The organism is Pseudomonas alcaligenes, assembly GCF_041729615.1.
GTDB lineage: Bacteria > Pseudomonadota > Gammaproteobacteria > Pseudomonadales > Pseudomonadaceae > Aquipseudomonas > Aquipseudomonas alcaligenes_B.
Genome location: NZ_CP154874.1, coordinates 154,106 through 178,792, shown reverse-complemented (window position 1 = coordinate 178,792; position 24,687 = coordinate 154,106). Strand labels below are relative to the sequence as shown.

General features: G+C 64.1%; 23 protein-coding genes. All 23 read right to left on the bottom strand.

What is annotated here, in order from left to right:
* Window positions 1–46: 46 nt before the first annotated feature.
* Window positions 47–496, bottom strand: a complete 450-nt coding sequence (gene fliJ, locus AAG092_RS00880; RefSeq protein WP_110683714.1) for a flagellar export protein FliJ — start codon at window positions 494–496, stop codon at window positions 47–49.
* A gap of 3 nt (window positions 497–499) precedes the next feature.
* A complete protein-coding gene (fliI, locus tag AAG092_RS00875; protein WP_373388118.1) occupies window positions 500–1,858 on the bottom strand; it encodes a flagellar protein export ATPase FliI in 1,359 nt (452 codons plus the stop codon).
* Window positions 1,848–2,618 (bottom strand): flagellar assembly protein FliH, encoded by a 771-nt coding sequence (gene fliH, locus AAG092_RS00870; RefSeq protein WP_373388117.1) that lies wholly within the window; start codon window positions 2,616–2,618, stop codon window positions 1,848–1,850. The genes fliI and fliH overlap by 11 nt, the downstream gene beginning before the upstream one ends.
* Before the next feature lie 3 nt (window positions 2,619–2,621).
* The gene (gene fliG / locus AAG092_RS00865) at window positions 2,622–3,638 is read right to left on the bottom strand and encodes a flagellar motor switch protein FliG (protein WP_110683711.1); all 1,017 of its coding nucleotides are present in this window, start codon (window positions 3,636–3,638) and stop codon (window positions 2,622–2,624) included.
* Window positions 3,631–5,415, bottom strand: a complete 1,785-nt coding sequence (gene fliF / locus AAG092_RS00860; RefSeq protein WP_373388116.1) for a flagellar basal-body MS-ring/collar protein FliF — start codon at window positions 5,413–5,415, stop codon at window positions 3,631–3,633. Before fliF ends, fliG begins: the two co-directional genes overlap by 8 nt.
* A 17-nt stretch (window positions 5,416–5,432) precedes the next feature.
* Window positions 5,433–5,765, bottom strand: a complete 333-nt coding sequence (fliE, locus tag AAG092_RS00855) for a flagellar hook-basal body complex protein FliE (protein WP_110683709.1) — start codon at window positions 5,763–5,765, stop codon at window positions 5,433–5,435.
* 171 nt (window positions 5,766–5,936) lie between these two features.
* Window positions 5,937–7,373, bottom strand: coding sequence for a sigma-54-dependent response regulator transcription factor FleR (gene fleR / locus AAG092_RS00850; RefSeq protein WP_373388115.1), 1,437 nt, complete (start codon window positions 7,371–7,373; stop codon window positions 5,937–5,939).
* Window positions 7,374–7,377: 4 nt separating this feature from the next.
* Entirely contained in the window at window positions 7,378–8,592 is a 1,215-nt protein-coding gene (locus AAG092_RS00845) for a PAS domain-containing sensor histidine kinase (protein WP_373388114.1), read from the bottom strand.
* 158 nt (window positions 8,593–8,750) lie between these two features.
* Window positions 8,751–10,226: a sigma-54 dependent transcriptional regulator gene (locus tag AAG092_RS00840; protein WP_373388113.1), complete on the bottom strand. Its 1,476-nt coding sequence runs from the start codon at window positions 10,224–10,226 to the stop codon at window positions 8,751–8,753.
* A 194-nt stretch (window positions 10,227–10,420) separates the two neighbouring features.
* Window positions 10,421–10,717 (bottom strand): flagellar protein FliT, encoded by a 297-nt coding sequence (gene fliT, locus AAG092_RS00835; RefSeq protein WP_373388112.1) that lies wholly within the window; start codon window positions 10,715–10,717, stop codon window positions 10,421–10,423.
* A gap of 23 nt (window positions 10,718–10,740) precedes the next feature.
* Window positions 10,741–11,121, bottom strand: coding sequence for a flagellar export chaperone FliS (gene fliS, locus AAG092_RS00830; protein WP_373388111.1), 381 nt, complete (start codon window positions 11,119–11,121; stop codon window positions 10,741–10,743).
* Window positions 11,122–11,200: 79 nt separating this feature from the next.
* Window positions 11,201–11,596, bottom strand: a complete 396-nt coding sequence (gene fliS / locus AAG092_RS00825) for a flagellar export chaperone FliS (protein WP_110683704.1) — start codon at window positions 11,594–11,596, stop codon at window positions 11,201–11,203.
* Between the two features lie 2 nt (window positions 11,597–11,598).
* Window positions 11,599–13,353, bottom strand: a complete 1,755-nt coding sequence (fliD, locus tag AAG092_RS00820) for a flagellar filament capping protein FliD (protein ID WP_373388110.1) — start codon at window positions 13,351–13,353, stop codon at window positions 11,599–11,601.
* 76 nt (window positions 13,354–13,429) lie between these two features.
* Window positions 13,430–13,810 (bottom strand): flagellar protein FlaG, encoded by a 381-nt coding sequence (locus AAG092_RS00815; protein ID WP_373388109.1) that lies wholly within the window; start codon window positions 13,808–13,810, stop codon window positions 13,430–13,432.
* Window positions 13,811–13,882: 72 nt separating this feature from the next.
* Window positions 13,883–15,469, bottom strand: coding sequence for a flagellin (locus tag AAG092_RS00810; protein WP_373388108.1), 1,587 nt, complete (start codon window positions 15,467–15,469; stop codon window positions 13,883–13,885).
* A gap of 268 nt (window positions 15,470–15,737) precedes the next feature.
* Window positions 15,738–16,502 carry a cephalosporin hydroxylase family protein gene (locus tag AAG092_RS00805; RefSeq protein ID WP_373388107.1) on the bottom strand — a complete coding sequence of 255 codons (765 nt, stop codon included), beginning with the start codon at window positions 16,500–16,502 and terminating at the stop codon, window positions 15,738–15,740.
* Window positions 16,503–16,522: 20 nt separating this feature from the next.
* Window positions 16,523–17,443: an NAD-dependent epimerase/dehydratase family protein gene (locus AAG092_RS00800; RefSeq protein ID WP_373388106.1), complete on the bottom strand. Its 921-nt coding sequence runs from the start codon at window positions 17,441–17,443 to the stop codon at window positions 16,523–16,525.
* A 2-nt stretch (window positions 17,444–17,445) separates the two neighbouring features.
* The gene (locus AAG092_RS00795) at window positions 17,446–18,192 is read right to left on the bottom strand and encodes a TylF/MycF/NovP-related O-methyltransferase (protein ID WP_373388105.1); all 747 of its coding nucleotides are present in this window, start codon (window positions 18,190–18,192) and stop codon (window positions 17,446–17,448) included.
* A 15-nt stretch (window positions 18,193–18,207) separates the two neighbouring features.
* On the bottom strand, window positions 18,208–19,440 hold the full coding sequence (locus AAG092_RS00790; protein WP_373388104.1) for a methyltransferase domain-containing protein: 1,233 nt from the start codon (window positions 19,438–19,440) through the stop codon (window positions 18,208–18,210).
* Window positions 19,437–19,997, bottom strand: a complete 561-nt coding sequence (locus tag AAG092_RS00785) for a dTDP-4-dehydrorhamnose 3,5-epimerase family protein (RefSeq protein ID WP_373388103.1) — start codon at window positions 19,995–19,997, stop codon at window positions 19,437–19,439. Before AAG092_RS00785 ends, AAG092_RS00790 begins: the two co-directional genes overlap by 4 nt.
* Complete coding sequence (rfbG, locus tag AAG092_RS00780) at window positions 19,994–21,076, bottom strand: CDP-glucose 4,6-dehydratase (RefSeq protein ID WP_373388102.1); 1,083 nt, start codon at window positions 21,074–21,076, stop codon at window positions 19,994–19,996. The genes AAG092_RS00785 and rfbG overlap by 4 nt, the downstream gene beginning before the upstream one ends.
* Complete coding sequence (gene rfbF, locus AAG092_RS00775) at window positions 21,058–21,831, bottom strand: glucose-1-phosphate cytidylyltransferase (RefSeq protein WP_373388101.1); 774 nt, start codon at window positions 21,829–21,831, stop codon at window positions 21,058–21,060. The genes rfbG and rfbF overlap by 19 nt, the downstream gene beginning before the upstream one ends.
* A complete protein-coding gene (locus AAG092_RS00770) occupies window positions 21,828–24,650 on the bottom strand; it encodes a tetratricopeptide repeat protein (RefSeq protein WP_373388100.1) in 2,823 nt (940 codons plus the stop codon). The genes rfbF and AAG092_RS00770 overlap by 4 nt, the downstream gene beginning before the upstream one ends.
* Window positions 24,651–24,687 lie beyond the last annotated feature (37 nt).

The following is a 24,687-nucleotide window of genomic DNA, read 5'->3' as shown; positions in this document are numbered from 1 at the left end:
GTGCAGACAAGATGTAGCACCCGAGCGTGACGGCGGCAACCGCGATTCAGCCCTGATCCCTCTGTGGCAAGCGCTGCGACAGCTCGTCGAGCAGCTTCTGCTCGCGCTTGTCCTCGGCCGCGCGGGCCTCGTCCAGGTAGCGCTGGACCAGCTTGCGCAGGCCCTCCACCCGCGCATAGCGCTGCTGCCAGGCGGCCCGCGCCTTCTGCAGGTTCTGCCGGTGCCAGTTGATGCTCTGCAGCTGCTGGCCAATGGCGGTTTCCAGCTGGCTGAGAAAGCGCTGGTAGTTCATCAGCCACTGGCCGGAAACGCCCTTGCTGCCCTCGCTGATCCACTGCTGCTGGTAATCGGCGCGATAGCGCTCCAGCTCGCCCAGCTGCGCCTCGGCCTTGGCCAGCAGGCCCTGCATGTGCGCCATCTGGCGGGCCGCCTCGCGTTCGGCGCGCTCGGCCATCTCGACCACCGGCGCCAGGCGCGCGGCACGGCTGACCGCCATCTATCAGGCCTGCGCTTGCGGGTTGAACACTTGCGCCAGCTGGCTGACGCTGGCCTCCATCGGCTCGCTGTCCTCCAGGCCCTGGCGCAGGTAGCGGGCCATGGCCGGCTGGCGGGCGATGGCCAGGTCAGTGTCGGCATCGCCACCCGGCACATAGGCGCCGACGCTGATCAAATCGCGGCTCTGCTGGTAGCGCGACCACAGCTGCTTGAAGCGCTGCGCCAGCTTGAGGTGCTCGGGGCTGACCACCTGGGGCATGACCCGGCTGATCGAGGCCTCGATGTCGATGGCTGGATAGTGGCCTTCCTCGGCCAGCCGGCGCGACAGCACGAAGTGTCCGTCGAGCACGCCGCGGGCGGCGTCGGCGATCGGGTCCTGCTGGTCGTCGCCCTCGGAGAGCACGGTGTAGAAGGCGGTGATCGAGCCACCTCCGGCCTCCGCGTTGCCGGCGCGCTCGACCAGGCGCGGCAGACGGGCGAACACCGAGGGCGGGTAGCCCTTGGTCGCCGGTGGCTCGCCGATGGCCAGGGCGATCTCGCGCTGGGCCTGGGCGAAGCGGGTCAGCGAATCCATCAGCAGCAGGACGTTCTTGCCCTTGTCGCGGAAGTATTCGGCGATGCGTGTGCAGTACATGGCCGCGCGCAGGCGCATCAGCGGCGCATCGTCGGCCGGCGAGGCGACCACCACGGAACGCTTGAGGCCCTCCTCGCCGAGGATCTCGTCGATGAATTCCTTGACCTCGCGGCCCCGCTCGCCGATCAGGCCGACCACGATGATCTCGGCCTCGGTGAAGCGGGTCATCATGCCCAGCAGCACCGACTTGCCCACGCCTGTACCGGCGAACAGGCCCAGGCGCTGGCCACGGCCGACGGTGAGCAGGCCGTTGATCGAGCGGATGCCGACGTCCAGCGGCTCGCTGATCGGGTGGCGGTTGAGCGGGTTGATGGTCGGGCCGTCCATCGGCACCCAGTCCTCGGCCTTCATCCCGCCCTTGCCGTCCAGCGCACGGCCGGCGCCGTCCAGCACCCGGCCGAGCATGGACATGCCCATGGGCAGGCGGCCGGTATCCGGCAGCGGTACCACGCGGGCCCCGGGGGCGATGCCGGCCAGGCTGCCGACCGGCATCAGGTAGATCTTGCCGGCGGCGAAGCCCATCACCTCGGCCTCCACCTGCACCGGGTGATAGCTGTCGTCGTTGATCACCAGGCAGCGACTGCCCAGCGCGGCACGCAGGCCCTCGGCCTCCAGGGTGAGGCCGACCATGCGCAGCAGGCGGCCCTCCACCACCGGCTGGGCCGGCAGGTCTATGGCATCGGCGTAGCCGGCCAGGCGTCTGGCGAAGCTGGTGCGCTCAAGGCGCATCGGGGCCTCCGAGGTCGACCTGGATGTCGGCTTCCGGCGGCTGGGTGGCCTGCGCCCGCTGCTGCTCGAATAATTGCTTGAGCGCCGTGGCCAGGCGCGTCTCGACGCTGGCGTCGATGCGGCTGCTCTCGCTCTCCACCCGGCAGCCGCCGGGCTGCAGGCTCTCGTCCTCGAGGATGCGCCAGCTTTCCTCGTGGCGTTCGCGCAGCGCCTTGACCAGCTCGAAGTCCTGCGGATGGACATGGATGCGGATATTGCTGGCGCCCATCGGCAGCAGCTTGAGCGCTTCGCGCAGCACGTGGCGGATCTGACTGGAGTCGGTGGCCAGCTCGCGCTGGATCACCTGGCGGGTCATCTGGCTGACCAGGTTGACCAGGCCCTGCTCCAGTTCGCGGTCCTGGTTGGCGATGGGCTCCAGCAGGTGCCCCATCAGCTCCTCCAGGCTGGCGATCTTGGCCGCCAGGGCGACTTCGGCCTCCTGCTTGGCCTTCAGCTGGCCGGCGCGGAAACCGTCCTTCTCGCCGGTGGCGAAGCCTTCGTTGTAGGCCTCCTGGCGAATCGCCTCGAGCTCCTCCAGCGTCAGTGGCTTGACGTCCTCGACCGCCACCTCCTCGATCTGCGGTTCGGGCTCCGGCTCGGGTTGCGGCTCAGGCTCGGGGGCCTCCTCGACCTGCGGATCGAAGCTGGGTATCGCCCAGCGGTCGAACTCCACCACGTCCTTGGCGCGGATCAGCTCGCTGGGTGCTTCCTTGGGAGCCATGGCTTAGATCATCGCCTCGCCGCCGGCACCGCCGAGGACGATCTCGCCGGACTCGGCCATGCGCCGGGCGATGGTGAGGATTTCCTTCTGCGCCGTCTCCACTTCGCTGACGCGCACCGGGCCCTTGGCCTCCAGGTCGTCGCGCAGCAGCTCGGCGGCGCGCTTGGACATGTTCTTGAACACCTTCTCCTTGATCCCCTCGTCGGCGCCCTTGAGCGCCAGCACCAGGATGTCGGAGGACACCTCGCGCAGCAGCGCCTGGATACCGCGGTCGTCGACGTCGGCCAGGTTGTCGAAGACGAACATCAGGTCCTCGATCTGGCTGGACAGGTCCTCGTCCACCTCGCGGATGGAGTCCATCAGTTGGCCTTCCACCGAGCTGTCGAGGAAGTTCATGATGTCGGCCGCGCGCTTGACCCCGCCGAGGCTGGCGCGGGTGGTGTTGGCGCTGCCGGAGAACTGCTTCTCGAGGATCTGGTTGAGCTCCTTGAGCGCGGCCGGCTGCACGGTATTCAGGGAGGATACGCGCAGCACGATGTCCAGGCGCACCTTGTGGTCGAAGTGGCTGAGCACTTCGGCGGCCTGGTCCGGGTCCAGGTAGGCGACCACGATGGCCTGGATCTGCGGGTGTTCGTAGCGGATCACGTCGGCCACCGCACGCGGCTCCATCCACTTCAGGCTGTCCAGGCCGCTGGTGCTGCCGCCGAGCAGGATGCGGTCGATCAGGTTGCCGGCCTTGTCCTCGCCCAGCGCCGCGGTGAGCATCTTGCGGATGTAGGCGTCGGAGCCGACGCCCAGGCTGGTCTGGTCGCCGACTATGTCGACGAACTCGCCCATCACCTGCTCGACCTGTTCGCGCTGCACGTTGCGCATGCCGGCCATGGCCACGCCGACCTTCTGCACTTCCTTGGGGCCGAGGTGGCGCAGCACCTGGGCCGCGTCGGTCTCGCCGAGGGACAGCAGGAGGATGGCGGCCTTGTCGACCTTGTTCAGCTTGGCAGGAGCACGATTGTCACTCATCGGCGTTGATCCACTCTTTGACTACCTGGGCCACACGGCCCGGATCTTCTGCCACCAGACTCTTGATGGCGTTCAACTGTGCATCATACCCCTCGGACGGGCTGGGCAGCAGGATGCTCTGCGGCCCGCCGAGGCTCACCCGGTCGGCCGCCAGCTCGCCCTCCAGGCCACCCATGTCGCCCAGTTCGACGTCGCCCTCGCCGGACGCACCGGCGCCTTTGCCACCGGCGGTGATGTTGTTGAGCACCGGGCGCAGCACGCCGAACACCAGGACCAGGATGAACAGCACGCCCAGTACCTGTTTGACGATGTCCCAGAACCAGGGTTGCGAGTAGAACGGGATTTCGATGCTTTCCTCGCCGGTCTCGGCGGAGAACGGCGCATTGATCACGCTGACGCTGTCGCCGCGGCTGGCATCGAAGCCCACCGAGTCCTGCACCAGGCGGGTGAAGCGGGCCAGGTCCTCGGCGTCCCAGGGGGTGCGGGTGACCTCGCCGGTCTCGGCATTGATGCTGACCTTGTCATCCAGCACCACGGCCACCGACAGGCGCTTGAGACGGCCCTGCTGCTGCTTGGTGTAGCTGATCGAACGGTCCAGCTCGAAGTTGCGGGTGGACTGCTCGCGCTTGTCCGCCGGGTACGGCGCCAGCATCGGCTGGCCGGTGGCCGGGTCCATGATCTGCTGGCCGTTGGCGTCCAGCAGCGGCTGGCCGGGGGCGACCGGGCCGGCCGGCGCCGGCTGGGCAGCGGCCTGCTCGGGAGCGCTGGCGGCGCCCGGCGGCTGGTTGCTCAGAGCACCCGGCACGCCCTGCGGCGGCAGGCTGCTGGAGCGCTGCTCGTTGACCTGCTGCTCGCTGCGCAGGGCCGGCTGGTCCGGGTTGAACATCTCGGAGGTGGATTCCACCGCGCTGAAGTCGACGTCGGCGGACACCTCGGCCTTGTAGCGGCCGTTGCCCAGCACCGGCTGCAGGATGTTGTGCACGCGCTGGGTGAACAGGCTTTCCATGCGCCGGGTGTAGTCGAACTGCTTGCCGGCCATGGTCAGCTCGGACAGCTCCTGCTGGTCGGACAGCAGGTTGCCCTTCTGGTCGACTACGGTGACCTGCGACTTGGTCAGTTCCGGCACGCTGGTGGCCACCAGGTTGACGATCGCCATCACCTGGCTCGGCTCCAGGCTGCGGCCCGGGTACAGCTCGACCAGCACCGAGGCGGTCGGCTTGCGCTCGTCGCGCACGAACACCGAACTCTTCGGGATGGCCAGATGCACACGGGCACCCTTGACGTTGTTCAGGCTGGAGATGGTGCGCGCCAGCTCGCCTTCCAGGCCGCGGCGGTAGCGGGTGGCCTCCATGAACTGGCTGGTGCCCAGGCTCTGCTCCTGATCGAGGATCTCGAAGCCGACGTTGCCATCGCTGGGCGCTACGCCGGCGGCGGCCAGCTTCATGCGTGCGCGGCCCAGCTCGTCGGACTTGACCAGCAGCGCACCGGAATTCGGCTCCACGGTGTAGGCGATGTCGGCGGCGTTGAGCACCTCCATCACCTGGTTGCTGTCCATGCCGGCCAGGTTGCCCAGCAGCGGCTTGTAGTCCGGCTGCTGCGACCACAGGACCACGGCGAAACCGATCGCCACGCTGGCGGCCAGGCCGACCAACAGGCCGATCTGGCGCAGCATGGACATCTCGGAGAGGTTTTCCAGGAAGGACAGCCCGAACAGCGGCTTCTTCGCCTCTTCGGCGCCAGTGGTGGCGGGTACGTTTGCAGCGACTGCTTCAGCCATGACTCAACTCCGCCCCGTTAGACCGGCATCTGCATGATGTCTTGGTAGGCCTGGACCAGCTTGTTGCGCACCTGGGTCATGGCCTGGAAAGACACACTGGCCTTCTGCGAGGCGATCATCACATCGGTGATATCGACACCACCCTGCCCCATCTCGAAGGCCGTGGCCAGCTGGCTGGAGGCCTGCTGCGTCTCGCTCACCTTGTTCACCGCCTGGCCGAGCATCTCCGAGAAGCTTGGCGCACCCGGCTCCGGCGCAGCAACCTGCACGGGCTTGATCTTGGCCATGGCCTCCATCTGCATGGAGCGCATTTCCAACATCAGGCGATTGAATTCGACACCCTGGCTCATGACCTTTCTTCCTCCAGCTGCCGCGGTTTTTTGACGCTGCGCGGCTTTTGCAGAGGTATCTGCAAGCACAGTGCCAAAAAAACAAAGACCCGCACAGTGGCGGGCCAAGAGGGGAACAGTGAGCCTGCGCGGAACGGGATGGGTTGGCCGCATGGCCACCCATCCCGGCCATCAGCTGGCGTAGAGATAGGCCTCGACGTCCATGCCGGCATCGCGCATCTGCGCCAGCTTGTAGCGCAGGGTGCGCGGGCTGATGCCAAGGCGCTCGGCGGCTTCCTTGCGCCGGCCACGCTCGGCACGCAGGGTGTCGATGATCATCTGGAACTCGCGGCGGCGCAGGTCCTCGCCCAGGGCGCCAGCGCCCTCGGCAACGCCGGGCTCTGCACTCGCCGGCGCGCCACCGGCCAGCGGCGCGCCGGCAAGCGGGTTGCTGACCACCAGGCTCACGGCTGGCGCGGCGGGCATCGGCGCCATGCCGATGGGCGCGGTCAGGCACAGGTCATGGGGCTGGATCAGCCCGCCCTGCTGCAGGATCAGGGCACGCTGGATGGCGTTGTCCAGCTCGCGCACGTTGCCCGGCCAGGAATGCGCCACCAGGGCCGCGCGAGCCTGCGGCGAGAGCTGCACGGCGGCATGGTTCATTTTTTTGACGTGCTTGGCCAGCAGGCGCTCGGCCAGCGGCAGAATGTCGGCGGGACGCTCGCGCAGGGCGCGCCAGGCCAGCGGGAACACCGACAGGCGATAGTAGAGATCCTCGCGGAAGCGCCCGGCGGCCACTTCGCCAGCCAGGTCGCGGTTGGTGGTGGCCAGCACTCGGATGTCCAGGCTGATCGGCTTGCGCGCGCCGACCCGCTCCACCTCGCGTTCCTGCAGCACGCGCAGGAGCTTGGCCTGCAGGCTCAGCGGCATCTCGGAGATTTCGTCGAGGAGGATGGTACCGCCATCGGCCAGCTCGAACTTGCCCGGCTGGGCGGCGATGGCACCGGTGAAGGCGCCCTTCTCGTGGCCGAACAGGGTGGCCTCGAGCATGTTGTCGGGAATCGCCGCGCAGTTGATGGCGATGAAGGGACCGTCGGCACGGGTCGACTGCTGGTGGATATAGCGCGCCAGTACCTCCTTGCCGGTGCCGGACTCGCCGGAGATCAGCACGGTGGAGTCGCTCCTGGCCACCCGCGCGGCCAGCTCCAGCAGCTGCTGGCTGGCCGGCTCGCAGGCCACCGGGCCCTCGCCTTCGCCGGCACTGATGCGGCCGAGCGCATGGCGTGCCACCAGCTCCAGCAGGGTGCGCGGCTCGAACGGCTTGACCAGGTAATCGGCGGCGCCCTGACGCATGGCCTCCACCGCGCGCTCCACGGCGCCGTAGGCGGTCATCAGCAGCACCGGCAATTGCGGATAACGTGCGCGGATCAGGCCAAGCAACTGGTGACCGTCCATGCCGGGCATGTTGACGTCGCTGACCACCAGGCCGAAGGCCTCCTCGCCCAGCGCGGCAAGCGCATCCTCGGCACATTCCACGGCGCGGAAGTCATGCCCGCCGATCATCAGCGTGTCGGCAAGGGCCTCGCGCAGCGCGCGGTCGTCTTCGACCAGCAGAACCTTGGCAGTCATGGGCTTACTCCTGATTATCCGGTTGCGCCGCAGAGATCAGCGGCAATACGAGGGTGGCGCTGGTGCCACGGCCGACGCGCGAGCGCAGGCGCAGTTCGCCCTGGTGGGCACGCACCACCGCCTTGACCACGGCGAGGCCGAGGCCGGTACCGGTGGTCTTGGTGGTAAAGAACGGCTCGCCGAGGCGCGCCAGGGTGGCGCGGTCGATGCCCGGGCCGTTGTCGCTGACGCACAGGCGCAGGCTGTTACCGCGCGCATAAAGGTGAATCTTCAGGCGCGCCTCGCGGCCACCGGCCTGGATGGCGTTCTCGATCAGGTTGAGCACGGTGCCGACCAGGGTGTCGCGGTTGCACAGCAGTTCGCCCAGGCGAGCGTCGCACTGCCAACGCACCTGCATACCCAGCACATGGGGTTCGGCGGCGCCGCGCAGGGCATCGAACAGGGCGTTAGGAGCGATGCGATCGGGCAGCGGCAGCTCGCCACGGGCAAACACCAGCATGTCGCGCACCTGGTGCTCCAGCTCGTGCAGGCGCTCCTTGATGCGCCCGGCAAAGCGCTGCTGCTGCGCGAACGGCAGCTCCTGCTCGGATAGATGGCTGGCATACAGCAGCGCGGCGGACAGCGGCGTGCGGATCTGGTGGGCCAGCGAGGCGACCATCCGGCCGAGGGCGGACAGGCGCTCGTGACGGGCCAGCTGGTCCTGCAGGCGCCGGGTTTCCGTCAGATCAGTCAACAGCACCAGCTGCCCCGGCTCGCCCTGCAGGGAGCGGGTGGCGATGGACAGGCGGCGCCCGTCCTTGAGGGAAATCTCGTGTCCATCGTCCTCGCGCGGCGCGAAGTTGCGCGCGATCACCTCGCGCCAGAGCATGCCCACCAGCGGCTTACCGAGCAGGCTGCGGGCCACCGGGTTGGCTTCGCGCACCACACCCTGGCCGTCGATGACGATGACACCGCCAGGCAGTAGGTCGAGCAGGCTCTGCAGACGGTTGGCCAGGCGCTCCTTCTCCGCCAGCTCCTGCATGCGCTGGGCACTGACCAGGGCCAGCTGGCCCTTGAGCTCGTTCACCCGCGCCTCCAGCATGCTGTAGGAACTGCTCAGCTGGGTGGACATCTGATTGAACAGGGCGAAGGCCTGTTCCAGGCTGGCGCGACTGGCCTGCTCGACCGGCGCTGCGGCGCTGCTATCAGGGATGTCTGGCTGTGGGGCGGCTTGGCTCATGCTCTTCTCTCGGCTGGCGAACCGTCAGCAGACGGTCGGACAGAAGAGTCTTAGCAATCCCCATGCCTAAAAAATAATCCTTTATTTTCAAAAGCTTAAAAAACAAAGCCGGAGCTTGCGTCAAAGCTCCGGCTTAATTGGGCGAGACGAGAGGCCGATCAGTCCTCGTCACTACCCTCCTCGTCGCGACGGCTCATGCCGTACTTGCGCATCTTCTCCACCAGGGTGGTGCGGCGAATGCGCAAGCGTTCGGCGGCACGCGCCACCACGCCACCAGCATCGTCCAGCGCCTGCTGGATCAGGCCCTGCTCGAGGTTGCCCAGGTAGTCCTTCAGGTCCAGGCCTTCCGGCGGCAGCATGGCGGCATTGGCGATACCCGGCAGGCCGGCACCGATCACCGCACGCTCGTCCAGCTCCTCGCGGATGCTGATGGCCAGCTGCTCGTCCTCGTCGTCGACGTGGCGGAACTTCTTCGGCAACTCGCCGACACCGATCACCCCGTAGGGATGCATGATCGCCATGCGCTCGACCAGGTTGGCCAGCTCGCGCACGTTGCCCGGCCAGTCATGGCGGCACAGCGACATGATGGCGGCGGAGTTGAAGCGAATGGAGCCGCGTTTCTCGAACTCCATGCGCGAGATCAGCTCGTTGAGCAGCAGCGGGATGTCTTCCACACGCTCGCGCAGCGGCGCCATCTCGATCGGGAAGACGTTGAGGCGGTAGTAGAGGTCCTCACGGAAGGTCCCCTCCTCGATCATCTTCTCCAGGTTCTTGTGGGTGGCGGCGATGATGCGCACATCCACGCTCTGGGTCTTGTTGCTGCCGACCCGTTCGAAGGTGCGCTCCTGCAGCACACGCAGCAGCTTGACCTGCATCGGCAGCGGCATGTCGCCGATCTCGTCGAGGAACAGGGTGCCGCCGTTGGCCAGCTCGAAGCGCCCGGCCCGGCTGGTGATGGCGCCAGTGAAAGCGCCCTTCTCGTGGCCGAACAGCTCGCTCTCTAGCAGCTCCGCCGGGATCGCGCCGCAGTTGACCGGCACGAAGGGCGCCTCGCGACGCTTGGAGTGATAGTGCAGGTTGCGCGCCACCACTTCCTTGCCGGTACCGGACTCGCCGAGGATCAGCACGCTGGCCTCGGTATCGGCCACCTGCTGCATCATCTGGCGTACCTGATGGATGGCCCGGCTGGTGCCGACCAGGCTGCGGAACAGGTTGGGCTCGCGCTGGCGACCGCGCTCACGGGCCTGGTCGTACATCTCGCGGTAGACCTGGGCACGGTGCAGGGAGTCGAGCAGCTTGTTGTAGCTGGGCGGCATCTCCAGGCTGGCCAACACGCGGCGGCGCAGGTCCTCGGCCCACTCGGCCGGAGCCGGCTCACCGATCAGCAGCAGCGGCAGGTTCTCGTCCCAGGCGGCGAGCTGCTTGAGCAACTCCAGCGCACCGCCCTTGGCGGTCACGTCGCCGAGCAGGACGTTGAGCACTTCGCGGCTGGATTCGAGCTTGTCCACCGTCTGGCGCCAGTCGCTGCTGCCACAGGCCAGGTGGTCTTCACCGAGGAAACCGAGAATCACCGCCAGGTCGCGGCGGCGTTCGGCATTGTCATCAATCAGGAGGATCTTGGTTTCACGCCACATCTTGTTCTGTTCTGGCTCGAGGGCTGGGAGAGGGGGTCGCCGAGCGGAATCACAAGCGACAACGGCAATTGGCCACTAGTAAAGTCAAAAATCAGACAAGAGTCAATTTTATGGCGTAGATTTTTCCATGAATCCCGACGGCATCCGCAATAGTCCGTAGATGCCCGGGAAAGCCTCCAGGAAGGAGGCCTGGCTCAGGTGAACAGCTGATAGACCTTGGCGCCCTGCTGCGACTGGTTGAGCTGGACCAGCTCCCCGGCCAGGCGACGCTGCTCGGCCTGGCAGGTGGCGACCAGTTCCCGGTAGAGGTCAAGCAGCTCCTGCATGCGCTGCTGCAGCAGCCCCTCGTCGCGCACCGCTTCGACCATGGCCTCTTCCACGGCCTGGCGGCACTGCGCATCCAGCTCACCGATGGCGGTCCAGTCGCGACGCTGCAGGGCATCGCGCAGGGCGCTTCCGGTGGCTTCAAGGAGCTGGACGGACGAACTCATGGTATTCCCCTTCTGCTGGCCCATCAGTGGCTGATGGCATCCCAACCGGACTTGACGTTGCGCAACAGGCCGGCGACCTCGTCGAGGATAGCCGCATCGTTGGTGACATTGGCCTCGACCAGGCGTGCCACCATGTATTCGTAAAGACGATCCAGGTTGACGGCCACTTCGCCGCCGCGCTGCTGATCCAGCCCTTCGCGCAGGCCGCCGATGATACCAATGGCCTTGCTGATCAGCTCGCCTTTCTGTGCGGCCTGCCCGTGCAGCATGGCGCCCTTGGCCTGGGCCAGACGGGAGAGACCGCCCTCCATCAGCATCTGGATCAGACGATGCGGACTGGCATCGGCTACCTGAGCTTGGGTGTTGACGGTTTGGTACTGCTTGAGGGCCGCCATCGCGTTCATGATCGCTCCGCTGAAATTGCCTGACTACTGTCCTTGTATCGGCAATCCCGGGCGCGGCTTTAGCGGCAAAACGGAAGAATCACTCCGCCGCCGCAGCCGGCTCGACCTCGGGACCGATGGCGTCCCAGGCGGATTTGATCTGGCTGAGCAGCTGCTGTACTTCGTCCAGGCTGCGCGGCGTGTCGTCCAGCGCAACGCCTGCCAGGCGCCGGGTCATGTAGTCGTAGAGCGCATCGAGGTTCTCGGCGATTTCCCCGCCCAGCTGCTTGTCCAGGCTGGACTGCAGCACACCGAGGATGGTGATGGTGCTGCCCACGGCCAGGCCACGGATCTCGATATCCCCTTCCAGTTGAGCCTGGCGTGCCAGCAAAACGCGCTCCAGGGCACCGTCCAGAAGCATCTGCACGGCACGGTACGGGCTGACTTCCTGAGCAGTCTTGACCTGCTTGTAGGTGTCGATGGGTTTCTTGCTCATCATCAATCCTTCTTCACGAAACCGGGCAGACTGGCCAGCTGGTTGGTCAGGCTCTCGCTAGTCTTCTGCAGACGCGCAACCAGCTGGTCCATCGCGGTATACTGGGCGACCAAGCGCTCCTGAACCTTGGCGATACGCAGATCTAGAGCATCGCGCTGGTCGTCGATATTGGTCAGGGTGCTCTGCAACGCCTTGGTGCGCTGATCGAAGACACCGCCAGCCTTCAGGTAATTACCGACACTGGCCTCCAGGCGGCCCATCAGCCCCTTGTCACCGGCCAGATACTCCGCGACCTTGTCGAAGTTACTGTCGAGAGCCGTCGTCAGGACGGTATCGTCGATCTTCAGAGTGCCATCTTTCTGAGTGGTGATACCCAGTTCGGCCAGTGCTCGCACGCCACTATCGCCAGCCATCTTGACCAGCTCGCCGCGCAGCCCTGCAACGAGCCCTCGCACCGTGGCATCGCCCACCAGGGCACCGGTCACCGGATTCTCGTCCTCGCCAACCGGCACTACAGCCGTCAGCTGGCCGGCAGTGGTCATGAGACTGTTGTAGGCGTCGACAAACTTCTGCAGGTTGGACTTGACCGTCGCCTTGTCGATACCGACCGTGACATCGACCGTCTTGCCAGCAGCGATGTCGGCTGAGCTCTGCACGCTGGCCAGATTCAGGGTTACCCCGTCGATGGCGCTAGTCACCGAATTGCTCTCGCTGACCACCTTGAGCCCGTCGACGTAGAGCACGGCAGATTGTGCCTTGGTGATGATGCCGGCTGCCCCAGTCGTGGAATTGGGACCACTGACTGTCGCCATCACACCGGAGGCAGGATTGAGGGTGGTCAATGCATTGCTGCCGATAGCTCCGCCAGTGGAAGTTACACTGGCCATGAGCCCGGTACCGTTGCTGGAGCTGAGTACCAACCGTGAACCCGAGGCATCCGTCTCGATGGCGGCGGAAATGCCCTGCGGATTGCCATTGATATTGATCATGTCGCGGACGTCTTCGAGCGTGAAACCATCGGGAATGGTCACGTTCAGGTTGACGTCGCCAGCTGTAATGGCGATGTCCCCACCCTGGAAAGTGGTTGTGGGGCCGCTTGCAAAGCTCGGTAACCGCAGGCTGGCGGATGGCTGGAAAGCCTGAGTCGTCAACGCCACGGAACCGCTGGTGACCCCATCTTCGGTCACAGCCACGGCGATGTCGTTGCCCTCACCTGCCTTGCTCGAACTCAGAACCAGGCGCGAGCCCGAGGCATCTGAAACGATGGTCGCACTAATACCCGCACTCTTGCCTTGCTCATTGATGCTGTCGCGAATTCCGGCAAGGGTGTTGTTATCGTCGGTGACATCCACCTCGATGCTGCTGGAGCCGGCAGAGATAGTGAGCTTGCCGCTATTGAAGGTAGTGGTACTGGTGGCGACGGACTGCAGACCCACCTTGCTGCTGGAAGCCAGCTGCTCGACTTGTACGCTGTACTTGCCGGCAATCGCCGAACTGGCGGCCTTGGCCGTCAGTACACTGCTGTTATTTGTCGATGCCGTACGTGTTTCGAAGATGGAGGTCTTGTTGAGACTCTGAACAGCAGTCTGGAAAGCGCTTAGCGAACCTTTCAGGGTTCCCAATGCGGAGAAACGCGAAGTGGTGGCCTTTTCGAGGCGGTCCAGCTGCTGGGTCTTCGGCGCCTTCTCGGCGTTGACCAGCGCTGTCACGATGCTATCGATATCGATGCCCGACCCGACACCCAGAATTCCAGCCATGGTTCACCTCGCCAAAAATATGACTCTCAACGCCTTGTGAGCGCTTAACAGTCAAAAGCCGTGCCAATGCCTGGCGTCAGGCTTCGGCCTTGAACAGCAGACTGCGCACCTCTTCCAGGCTTTCTGCCAGCTGCAGCGCCTCTTCCGAGGGAATCTGCCGGATGATGTCACCGGAGGAAGCATCGGTGACTTTCACCACCACCCTGCCGGAGCTGTCTTCCAGGGAAAAGTTGATACTACGGCGAACCGACTGGACAAACTCCTGAATAGTCGAGACAGCAGACTCGACTTGCTCACGGGGAATTTCCGTCTTTTCAGTTGCCGCAGCCTTGGCAGCCTGCTCTTCGCCGCCCGGTTCAGCGGCGCCGACTGCCTGCTTGCGCACCACGTCCACAGCGGTTTTTCCAGCGCCGGGAAGTACCGGATTCAGCGAATTCTTGATTGAGCCGACGTCCATAAATTTCTCCTCACAATGAGGTAGCGGGGAGAAGAGCCTAGCCCTTCTCCCCGCAGTCTAGCGCTTCCGACCTTAGCCGAGCAGGCTGAGTACAGCCTGCGGCAGCTGATTGGCCTGGGCCAGGATTGCGGTACCAGCCTGCTGCAGGATCTGATTCTTGGTCAGCTCCGAGGTTTCGGCAGCGAAGTCGGTGTCGCGGATCCGGCTACGAGCAGCGGAGGCGTTCTCGGAGATGTTCTGCAGGTTCGAGATGGTGTTCTCGAAGCGGTTCTGCACGGCACCGAGCTGAGCACGCTGGCTGTCGATGTTGGAGATCGCGGCACTGATGATGCCCAGAGAGTTCTGTGCGCCGATGGAGGTGCTGATGTCGACGCTGTCGACAGCCTCCAGGGTACTGAACACGCTGGCAGCCTGGATGCCACCGTCGATGGTGTCGAAGTTCTCAACCTGGAAGGCATCGGCGGACTCGAAGCGTACCTGACCGACCGAGACGGCGCCCGCACCGGCAGCCAGAGTGGCTACTGCCCCGACCAGATCGCTGGCATCTTCGGCGTCATCGACACCGTTATCGCCATTGAAGGACAGGCTCTGCAGGTCTGCACCGACAGCAGTACCATCCTCAAGCTGAGCAGCCCACTCGGTGATGACGATGTCGTCACCGCGCTCGCTGGTCATTTCCAGGGTGCCGTCGTTGTTGATCTTGGCGGATATGCCGGTACGACCGGTTTCCTTGTTGATCTCATCGGCCAGGGCAGACAGATCGCTCCAGTCGGAGATGCTGGCGGAGATCGCTACACCATCGCTTTCCTCGGAGTTGTTCGAACCGTAGAGGGTGAAGCTGATGGTGCCCGGATCGGTGGTGGTACCGGTGAAGTTCTCCAGGCGAGCCGAGGTGCGGGCAGTGGCGGTTACGCCAGTGGAGCCGGACACGCCGTTGACGGCTTCGGCCAGTTCACGAGCGGAGCTGCCACTATTGAGGGCAACGGAGGCATCGCCCAGCTTGCCGGAGATGGTCAGGCCAGCACTGGTGGCCGGCGAGGAGGCGTAACCATAAGCGGTGGTGTAGGCCGCGAAGTCAGCCACAGCGGAGGCAGCGATACCATCCTGAGAGTTGGTGGAGTCGGCCACGCTGCTGTTGAAGCGGCTGGCACCGATGCGCGAGGCACCGGCAGCACCAATCGAGACACTGATGGTTTCGAAGGCGTTGGCACCTACCTGGAAGCTCTGGGAGCCGAAGGTACCGTCGAGGATCTTGCGACCGCCGAAGCTGGTGGTGTCGGCGATACGGTTCAGTTCCTGTTGCAGCTGAGCCACTTCGGACTGCAGTGCTGCACGTTCGCTGGCGCCGTTGGAGCCGTTGGCGGATTGCAGAGCCAGATCACGCATACGCTGCAGGATGCCGGTGGACTGCTGCAGGGCGCCTTCAGCGGTCTGCGACAGGGAGATACCGTCGTTGGCGTTGCGGGTGGCAACGTTCAGACCGTTGATCTGGCTGGTCAGACGGTTGGAAATCTGCAGGCCAGCCGCATCGTCTTTGGCGCTGTTGATGCGGAAACCGGTGGACAGGCGCTGGAGGGAAGTATCCAGACCCTTGGACGAAGTGTTGAGGTTGCGCTGAGTGTTCAGCGAAGCGACGTTTGTGTTGACTGTCAGGGCCATGGTGTTTGCCTCCAAAGGACCGTGCTGCTGAGTTTGTCTGAGCCTGCGAGCTTTGGGCCTGCTTGCTCAGACGCCCCATAAAGTTCGCATTCGGTCTTTGTATCGGCGCTTTCCGACGCAACTTTAGGCGGCTTTAGCAAGGAAAAACGATTTTTTTTATTCCTTTTAAAACAGGCAATTACCATCACTTCAGCGCGAAAAAAGACAGACTGTCGCGAGTTTGACGCGCCATGTTCAAGAGAACGGCGCGCCTTGCTCACCTTTCACCCTAGATACGCTTCAACCAGGCATCGGGCCAGTGGGTGATGTTCTTGCTGAGACCACTCTCGTTGAACGGCCAGGACGGCTGCTCGATGACGAACTGCGGGTTGGCCTTGGCGAAATCGATGGCTGCATTGGACGGGTTGTCGGTCCCCCAGTCCTTGCCGGCACGCGGTACATCCTTGACCTCCTTCATCACCCCATCGGTGGAGACGATGTACGAGCCCTTGGTCACCAGCGGCGAATACAGGCGCAGCTCTTCGGTCACATGAGCATAGCTATGGTTGGAATCGAGGATCACCAGCACAGTCTCGCCGGGCTTGATCAGCGACTTGACCTGGGCGACCACCTCGTCGGCCACCGAACTGCCCTCGATCAGGGTCAGGTAGCTGAACAGCTCGTGTTCCTCGATGGCCTTGCGGTTGTGCGGACGGATCTCGATGTCCACGCCGATCACCCGCCCCTTGCCCATGGCCTTGAACAGGCTGGCGTAATAGATGAGTGAGCCGCCGTGGGCGACACCGGTCTCGACTATCACGTCCGGCTTGACACTGTAGATCACTTCCTGGATGCGGATCATGTCTTCCGGCAGCTGGATCACCGGGCGGCCCATCCAGGAGAAGGTATAGGGGTACTTCTGGTTCCAGCCGAGGTTTACCCACTGCTGGGAGAGAATCTCGAAAGACTCGTCGGTGTACAGATCCAGCTCGCGGACGGCACCGCCCTCTTCCAGGACCAGTTTCTTGTTATCAGTATCGACTGTCAGTTTCACTTCCTGCTCCTTTCCGAGTATCAAATTCGCCCGCGCCACCAGGCGAGGACATCATCCAAACCACTGTGCAGATCGAACCGTGGCCGCCAGCCGGTCGCCAGCAAGCGCTGGTTATCGGCGATCAGCAACGGCGGATCGTTGGCCGCAACCGGTATAGCCCCGAATTGCAGCAGGTGTTCTGCGTTCAGCTGCCTGGCCAGGTACTCGATGACCTCGCGCAGGCGTATCGGCTGACCGCCGCCAATGTTGAAGGCGCCATCGGCCTTCACGTTCATCAACTGCACCAGCGCCGCGGCAACATCCGCCACATGAAGCAGATCGCGCAGCTGTTCGCCATGAGAGCAACGCGCCGGCTCCCCCTTGAGCAAGGCCGCCAGCACCGCTGGTACCAGCCGACCTTGAGCCTCAAAGGGGCCATAGGCGTGGAAGATCCGCGCCCAAGCGATCGGTATGCCATGTAGCTGGCCGAATAGCTCGGCCAACTCACGAGTCGCATTCTTGCAGCGGCCGTAAGGAGTCGCCGGACGCAGAGGAGTCGCATACTCCTGGCAGATGCCATTGCCGCTCCAGTCATATTCGGCACAGGTGCCCACCAGCACCGCCTGCTCGCCACCATGAATCCGGAAGGATTCGAGCAACTCCAGAGTGGCCCGCACCCAGCCAAGGTTTTCCGACGAGGTCCAGTACTCGCCAGGCTTCGCACACCAGGCCAGGTGCAACAGGCGTTGCGGCCTTACGGCTCCGAGCAAAGTATCGGCGGCTCCGGGTAGCAACAAGTCCACCGAATGAACTTGCGCCTTGCCCTGCACCTCAGCCGACGGCCCCCCGGGACGATAGACGGCATGCACATCCCAGCCCGAATCAAGCAATTGACCCAGCACATGACGGCCAACGAAGCCCCCCGCCCCTGTAACCAGAACACACTCGCGAGCACTTGGCATATTCAGAGCTTGACCAGCAGGCCTTGCCCGGTTGGCAACTCCAGGATGCGCTCACCATGATGTCGGTTGAGCCACGCATCCTCGGCATGCTGCTGGGCCTGATACCACAACCAGCCATAGTCATCGAAAACTATCATTCCGCCGGGTACCAGACGCTCATAGAAGCGATCCAGAACCGCAACCTCTGCATCCGCGTTGTTCATATCGATGTGCATGAAGGCGATCCTCTCGGGCACGCCCTTGGCAAAAGATTCGGGCACCAACCCCTGCACGACCTTCACCCTGGGATAATCCCTGAAACGCTCGCAAACCTGCGCGTACAGATGCTCGCCATGCGCACTCAGGGCATGATGTTTCATCTCCGGGGAGTGACAAAATACGTCGTATAAATAGTAATCACGCTCCAGAGAGTTGAAGCCCAAGTAATCGCAGATGACTTTAACCGTGAAACCCTTGTAAACCCCGGCCTCGACAAAATCCCCATCCAGCCGACTGCACTGCCTGGCGGCCCAGCACAATGTATGCAAGCGCCATATCAGCGACTGCTCCTGAATATCCGGGGAGTTGCTGTTGATTGCAGAAACGAATTTCTCGTCCTGCAGAAAGCCCATGTTCCGATTCCAGGTAATCAGGTTATCGGCAACAAAAATCCCATCTGGCTGCAAGGTGTTTAGAGCACGGGCAATGCCGTCGACAAATTGCTCCTGATCTCGCACCCCGTAAAACGCTTCCGTAATGAAGTTAGCCATGATCCCCCCCGAGGATTAACGAGCGGCAAACTCTTGCAGCCCTGGCACGGCAACCACGAAGCGGCCACCCCAGGTCTTGACCACGGCCTGCTGCTCCATCACCTCACTCAGCAGGTTCCACGGCAGCACCAGCACATAGTCCGGTTTCTCGATGGCGATGCGCGCCGGTTCGACGATAGGAATGCGGCTGCCCGGCAGGAACTTGCCCTGCTTGTGCGGGTTGGCATCGGCCACCCAGGCCAGTAGGTCGCCACGCACCCCGGCGTAGTTGAGCAGGGTGTTGCCCTTGGCCGCCGCGCCGTAGCCGACCACCTTCTTGCCCTCGGCCTTGGCCTTGAGCAGGAAGCGCAGCAGCTCGTGCTTGATGCGCTCGGCGGCCGGCGCCAGGCTCTCGTAATAGGCGACGGTCTTCACCCCGCTCGCTTCCTCGCGCGCCAGCAACTCGCCGACGGCGGCAGAAACCGGGCGCGCGCCCCCGGTACGCTGCACGAAGACCCGCAGCGAACCGCCATGGGTCGGCAGCTCCTCGACATCGAACACGGCCAGACCGTTGCGCTCACAGAGTGTCTGCACTGCGGTCAGCGACAGATAGGAATAGTGCTCATGATAGAGAGTATCGAACTGGTGTTCGGCCATCAGCCGCAGCAGATGGGGAAACTCGAAGGTGGCCACGCCAGTCGGCTTCAGCAGCGCAGCGAAGCCCTTGAGGAAGTCGTTGATGTCCGGCACGTGGGCCAACACATTGTTGGCCGCCATCAGATCGGCGCTCCAGCCCTCCTCCGCCAGTTGACGACCAACGGCCTCGCCGAAGAACAGCTCGCGAATCTCCAGGCCCTTCTCCCTCGCCGCACGCGCCGTGCTGGCGGTGGGCTCGATACCCAGACAGGGCATGCCGCGCCCCGCCACATACTGCAGCAGGTAGCCGTCATTGGCGGCGATTTCTACTACCCGACTCTGCGCATTCAGGCCGAAGCGCTCGGTCATGCTGGCGACGTAGCGCTCGGCATGGGCCAGCCAGCTGCTGGAGAAGGAGCTGAAGTAGGCATAGTCGGCATCGAAGAGGCTGTCGGCGGCGCGGTAGTCCTCGGTCTGCACCAGCCAGCACGAGTCACATACCTGCACCCTTAGCGGCACCCACTGCTCGGCCTGGTCGAGTTGCGCGGCGCTCACATAAGCGTTGGACGGCGGCGCCGTGCCCAGGTCGATCAACGGCAGGTGCAGGTGCGCACCGCAGCCACGGCAGTTCATAAGCGGACTCCTTGGAAACTCTCATCCAACAGCGGATGGCCGACATCGCGGGCCGACAGGTTCTTGAATGGCAGCGGCCAGTCGATGGCCAGACGTGGGTCGCCAACGGACAAGCCGCCTTCGTGGCCCGGGGTGTAATCGGCGCTGTGCAGGTAGAGCAGCTCGGCATCGTCACTGAGAGCCTGGAAGCCGTGGGCGAAACCTGGCGGCAACAGCAAGCTGCGGCCGTCACCGGCCTCCAGCCGCTCGGCGTGCCAGCGCAGGAAGGTCGGCGAGCCCTGTCGTACGTCCACCGCCACATCCCACACCACACCACGCAGGCAGGTGATCAGCTTGCTCTCGGCATGCGGCGGGTACTGGAAGTGCAGACCGCGCACGGTGCCGCGTTCGCGGGTCAGCGACTGGTTGATCTGCCGCACATGGAAAGGCTGGCCGAACAACTCCAGGCTGCCTTCGCAATACAGGCGGGCGAAACGACCGCGCTCGTCCTGATGCACGCGATGCTGCAGGGCGGACAGCCCCGGCAGCGGCAGCTCGATCAGCTGGAGCTCGCTCATGCCTGCCCCCAGTAGCCGGCCAGCTGGGCCAGGGTCACGGCGCGCATGTCGTCGCCACGCTGCCAGGCCAGGTGCCAGTCGAGGGTCTGCGCCAGGCAGTCGTCCAGCCCCCAGCGCGGCTGCCAGCCGAGCAGCTGGCGCGCACGACTGCTGTCCAGGCGCAGCAGGCCGGCCTCGTGCAGCTCGCTGGGTTCGATCTTCAGACCCGGCGCCTGCGGCCAGCGCGCGGCCAGACGCGCCACCACCTCGCCAACATTGCAGGTGTCGCTGTCGGCGGGGCCGAAGTTCCAGGCGCCGGCTACGACCGGCCCCTGCTCGTAGAGCCCCTGGGCCAGCTGCAGGTAACCGGCCAGCGGCTCCAGGGCATGCTGCCAGGGGCGTACGGCCTGCGGGTAACGCAGGGTCACCGGCTCGCCACGCGTCCAGGCAGCCAAAACGTCCGGCACCAGGCGATCGGCCGAGAAGTCGCCACCGCCCAGCACATTGCCGGCCCGAGCGGTGGCCAGGGCCAACCCGTGCTCAGCATGGCGGGACGCCGGAAAATAGGAGGCAGCAAATGACTGCGCCAGCAACTCGCAACAGGCCTTGCTGCTGCTGTAGGGGTCGTGACCGCCGAGTGGCTCGTTCTCCCGGTAGGGCCAGGCCCATTCGTTATTGGCATAGACCTTGTCGGTGGTCACCACCACGCAGGCCCTGACACCGCAGACCTGGCGCAGCGCCTCAAGCAGATGCAGGGTGCCCATTACATTGCTGGCATAGGTGCCCAGCGGATCGCGGTAGCCCTCGCGCACCAACGGCTGAGCGGCCAGATGCAGAACGATCTCGGGCTTGACCTCGGCCACCAGCGCCAGCAAAGCCGGCAGATCACGCAGGTCGCCGATGCGGCTGTCGATGCCCTCACCTACCCGCGCCAGCTCGAACAGACTGGGATCGGTGGAGGGATCGAGGGCGAATCCGGTCACTTGGGCACCCCAGCTCTGCAGCCAGAGCGCCAGCCAGCCGCCCTTGAAGCCGGTGTGACCGGTCAGCAGGACCCGCTTGCCGTGCCAGAACTCGCGACTCAGTTCCACTGCTTCCAAGGTGCCTCTCCACTCTGCCACAGCTGTTCCAGGTAGTTCTTGTCGCGCAGGGTATCCATCGGGTGCCAGAAACCTTCATGCTGGAAGGCCATCAGCTGCCCCTCGCTGGCCAGCTGGCCCAACGGTTCGGCCTCCCAGGTGGTGGAGTCCTCGGCGATATAGGGCAATACCTTGGGTGACAGCACGAAGAAACCACCGTTGATCCAACCGCCGTCGCCGCGTGGCTTCTCGACGAACCCGGTGACCTGATCGCCCTCGCGAGCCAGGGCACCATAGCGGCCAGGCGGCTGCACGGCGGTAACGGTGGCGTGCTTGCCGTGCCGCTTGTGGAAGTCAACCAGGGCGCCGATGTCCAGGTCGGATACGCCGTCGCCGTAGGTGAAGCAGAAGGCCTCGTCCTGCTCGAGAAAGCGTCCGACACGGCGCAAGCGGCCACCGGTCATGGTGTCCTCGCCGGTATCCACCAGCGTCACGCGCCAGGGTTCGCTGTAGTTCTGATGCACCTCCATCTGGTTGTTGCGCATGTCGAAGGTGACATCGGAGGTGTGCAGGAAGTAGTTGGCGAAGAAGTCCTTGATCGCATAGCCCTTGTAGCCCAGGCAGATGACGAAGTCCTGAATACCGTGGGCCGAGTACTGCTTCATGATGTGCCAGAGAATCGGCTTGCCACCGATCTCGATCATCGGCTTGGGCTTGAGGTGCGATTCCTCGCTGATGCGGGTGCCCAGGCCGCCGGCCAGGATCACTGCTTTCATTGTTGTTCTCCTTGCTCGCAGTAGCGCTGCCACATCTGCTGGTAAGTCAGCTCCATGCGGCGAGCGAAATCGACTCCGTCGCACAGCGGCGAGTTGCGCATTTCTTCACGCAGCCCCGCGCGTATGCGCGCCAGTTCACCGGGATCGGCCGCCAGGGCCGCCAATTTGTCGAGATACTCCTCCTCGCTATCGGCACACCACTCGCCACGCCCCATGCCATGCAGGATCAGCGCGCCCACCCGCCCCATGGAGGGCCGATGGCGCAGCGTGACCACCGGAAGCCCCATCCACAGGCTCTCATAGAGGGTAGTGCCGGAGTTGTGCGGGAAGCAGTCCAGTGCGATATCCATCTTGCCGAGCGCATCCCAGACCGGCGCGGTGTAGCCAAAATCCAGGCGCGCAGGGTCGATACCCTGCTCGGCGAACTTGTGCCGATAGTGCTCACACAGGCCAGCGTCATCGAAGGCACTGCTATCGAGGATCAGGCGCGAGTTGGGCACTCGTTTGAGCAACTCCGACCAGACACGAATCACCCGATGATTGAGGCGTACCGGGCGGGTCAGGCTGCCAAAGGTGATATGACCGTTGCTCAGCGCCGGCAGCGGCGATACTTCCGGCATCATGGCATTGGGCATGTAGGCCACCGCCGGCCCAGGCATGCGCCAGAGCTGCTCGGCAAACGAGGCCTCGCAGCCGGGCGGCAGCATCTGCTCGTCGGCCAGGAAATAGTCCACCGCCTTCAGACCGGTGCCGAAGGCAAAACCCATCCACCAGCTGACCTGGACCGGTGCAGGCTTGAGCGCCAGGCAGGCCAGCCCATTGTTGGCGGTATGCCCGGCGAGATCGACAAGAATATCGATCTGATCGGCCCGGATCTGCTCGGCGATCAGCTCATTGCTCAGGCCGACGCAATGCCGCCAATGATCCGCATAGCCCATGAAGCGCTCGGTCACCTGGTCCTCCAGGCGCACTAGCGAGTAGGCAAATACTTCTACCTTCTCGTGATCGTGATTGCGCATCAGCGGCTCGATGAAGAGCGCGCAGACGTGATGACGGAAGTCCGGTGAGATATAGCCGATACGCAGGCGCCGCTTGGGCTGCAGGCTGTTGGCGTAGTCGAAATAACGACGCTGGGGAAAGAAGCGCTCGATGATGTCCCAATAGACAGCAAAGACCTGCTCACCACTCCAGTCTGCATGATAGTTGGCGAAGAAGAAGGTATTGGTACGCGCCTGGGCGGCATCCAGAACTCCTCTCAGCAACTCGATGGCCCGATCCAGATTGCCGAAGTTGGCCTCGACCCCGGCCAGATTGATCAGCACCGGCCGGTAGTCCGGGGCTACCTCCAAGGCCTTCTGGTAAGCCTCGCGCGCCTCGCTGATGCGCTTGGCGGCACTGAGAATGTTGCCGAGATTGTTCCACAAGTTGGGCTCTCGGCCATTCAGGCTGATGCCTACATGCATGACCCGCTCGGCTTCGTCGAGCAGCCGTGCATCCAAATAGGTATTGGCCAGGTTGTTCCAGGCCTCGGCCTGGTCCGGAGTGATCGCCAGGGCACGCATGAAGCAGCCCTCGGCCTCATGCTGGCGCCCCACCGAGTGGTAGACCCCGCCGAGCATATTCCAGCCCACCTGATAATCGGGCTTGATCTGCAAACCGAGCATCAGATGTTCCAGAGCGCGATGTGGATTCTGTTCGTTCTGGTAGGACTGCCCTATCCAGCAATGCGCCTCGTGATTGTGAGGATCGAGAGCAAGGGCCTGATTCAAATGAGCCCGCGCTTCATCACCGCGCGCCGCAAGGACCGCAGACATGCCACGATGGAGCCAGGCCACTGGGTTATCCGGGCAACGCTCGGTCCATTCACGCATCAGCTGCGCCTCTTCCTGCTCGCGCTGGGATTTGCGCAGGAAATTGCTCAAGCGCAACCAGGCGGTGTCACAGGCGGGATCGATACGTACCAGCTCGCGCAGAGCCGCCTCGGATGCCGCCGTCTGCCCCTGCCGTGCATGAACCGCAGCCAGCACCAGGCTGGCACGCCATTGTCCCGGCTGCGCAGCCAGGACGACTTCGGCCAGCCGCTGCGCGGCGGCAACATCATGATCCAATTCCAGGTCGGCAAGCGCGGCCGTCACCTCGAGATCATCAGGCCAACGACGCCGAGCAACCTTGAGCAGCGGATAGGCATGCTGGCGCTGCCCCAGCTGGTAACGCGCCATCGCCAGCAGCAACTCATGGCGAGGTGCAAGCACCTCCAGATCGGCAATCAGGCCCAATACCTGCTGCCACTCGCCGGCAGAGTAGGCTTCTTCGATGCGCTGCTGGGCAATCTGCTGCGCCCCCTTGAGCAGGCAGCACTTCTTGTACTTCAAGCCACTGCCACAGGGACAAGGGTCATTGCGCCCGGGTATCGCCTCAGGCAGCTGTCCCAGGATATCGAGCTTGGCCTGCAGTTGGCCGATGAGCTCCAAGGCCTCGCGGGCTGCCGGGTGGCCGGGTTGAAGCTTCAGGACCTGATCGAATGCGGCCACCGCCGATGGCCAGTCCTGGGCCTGCAGGCTCGCCTGGCCAAGCCGCATCGCATAGTCGGCGTTCTGGGGATCCAGCTCGAGCAGATGATCGAAAGCGCGCAAGGCCGTCACATTGTCGCGACTGGCCAGGGCCGCCTCGCCGAGCAACTGCCAGGCCTCGCGATCCTTGGGTAGCTGTTGCAGCAACTCCCGGCAGCAATTGCGGGTACGAGTGTAATCGCCCTCCTCGAAACCAAGGCGCGCCTGTCGGCGAAAGAACTCCACTAGCCACTCGGTATCAACTGACATGCCTGATTCCGTCAATTTTTCATCTCTATCCGTGCAA

What these genes read in the sequence shown, in the direction of transcription:
- fliJ (WP_110683714.1), bottom strand. Translation starts at nt 496, where the DNA reads ATGGCGGTCAGCCGTGCCGCGCGCCTGGCGCCGGTGGTCGAGATGGCC.
- fliI (WP_373388118.1), bottom strand. Translation starts at nt 1,858, where the DNA reads ATGCGCCTTGAGCGCACCAGCTTCGCCAGACGCCTGGCCGGCTACGCC.
- fliH (WP_373388117.1), bottom strand. Translation starts at nt 2,618, where the DNA reads ATGGCTCCCAAGGAAGCACCCAGCGAGCTGATCCGCGCCAAGGACGTG.
- fliG (WP_110683711.1), bottom strand. Translation starts at nt 3,638, where the DNA reads ATGAGTGACAATCGTGCTCCTGCCAAGCTGAACAAGGTCGACAAGGCC.
- fliF (WP_373388116.1), bottom strand. Translation starts at nt 5,415, where the DNA reads ATGGCTGAAGCAGTCGCTGCAAACGTACCCGCCACCACTGGCGCCGAA.
- fliE (WP_110683709.1), bottom strand. Translation starts at nt 5,765, where the DNA reads ATGAGCCAGGGTGTCGAATTCAATCGCCTGATGTTGGAAATGCGCTCC.
- fleR (WP_373388115.1), bottom strand. Translation starts at nt 7,373, where the DNA reads ATGACTGCCAAGGTTCTGCTGGTCGAAGACGACCGCGCGCTGCGCGAG.
- AAG092_RS00845 (WP_373388114.1), bottom strand. Translation starts at nt 8,592, where the DNA reads ATGAGCCAAGCCGCCCCACAGCCAGACATCCCTGATAGCAGCGCCGCA.
- AAG092_RS00840 (WP_373388113.1), bottom strand. Translation starts at nt 10,226, where the DNA reads ATGTGGCGTGAAACCAAGATCCTCCTGATTGATGACAATGCCGAACGC.
- fliT (WP_373388112.1), bottom strand. Translation starts at nt 10,717, where the DNA reads ATGAGTTCGTCCGTCCAGCTCCTTGAAGCCACCGGAAGCGCCCTGCGC.
- fliS (WP_373388111.1), bottom strand. Translation starts at nt 11,121, where the DNA reads ATGAACGCGATGGCGGCCCTCAAGCAGTACCAAACCGTCAACACCCAA.
- fliS (WP_110683704.1), bottom strand. Translation starts at nt 11,596, where the DNA reads ATGAGCAAGAAACCCATCGACACCTACAAGCAGGTCAAGACTGCTCAG.
- fliD (WP_373388110.1), bottom strand. Translation starts at nt 13,353, where the DNA reads ATGGCTGGAATTCTGGGTGTCGGGTCGGGCATCGATATCGATAGCATC.
- AAG092_RS00815 (WP_373388109.1), bottom strand. Translation starts at nt 13,810, where the DNA reads ATGGACGTCGGCTCAATCAAGAATTCGCTGAATCCGGTACTTCCCGGC.
- AAG092_RS00810 (WP_373388108.1), bottom strand. Translation starts at nt 15,469, where the DNA reads ATGGCCCTGACAGTCAACACAAACGTCGCTTCGCTGAACACTCAGCGC.
- AAG092_RS00800 (WP_373388106.1), bottom strand. Translation starts at nt 17,443, where the DNA reads ATGCCAAGTGCTCGCGAGTGTGTTCTGGTTACAGGGGCGGGGGGCTTC.
- AAG092_RS00795 (WP_373388105.1), bottom strand. Translation starts at nt 18,192, where the DNA reads ATGGCTAACTTCATTACGGAAGCGTTTTACGGGGTGCGAGATCAGGAG.
- AAG092_RS00790 (WP_373388104.1), bottom strand. Translation starts at nt 19,440, where the DNA reads ATGAACTGCCGTGGCTGCGGTGCGCACCTGCACCTGCCGTTGATCGAC.
- AAG092_RS00785 (WP_373388103.1), bottom strand. Translation starts at nt 19,997, where the DNA reads ATGAGCGAGCTCCAGCTGATCGAGCTGCCGCTGCCGGGGCTGTCCGCC.
- rfbF (WP_373388101.1), bottom strand. Translation starts at nt 21,831, where the DNA reads ATGAAAGCAGTGATCCTGGCCGGCGGCCTGGGCACCCGCATCAGCGAG.
- AAG092_RS00770 (WP_373388100.1), bottom strand. Translation starts at nt 24,650, where the DNA reads ATGTCAGTTGATACCGAGTGGCTAGTGGAGTTCTTTCGCCGACAGGCG.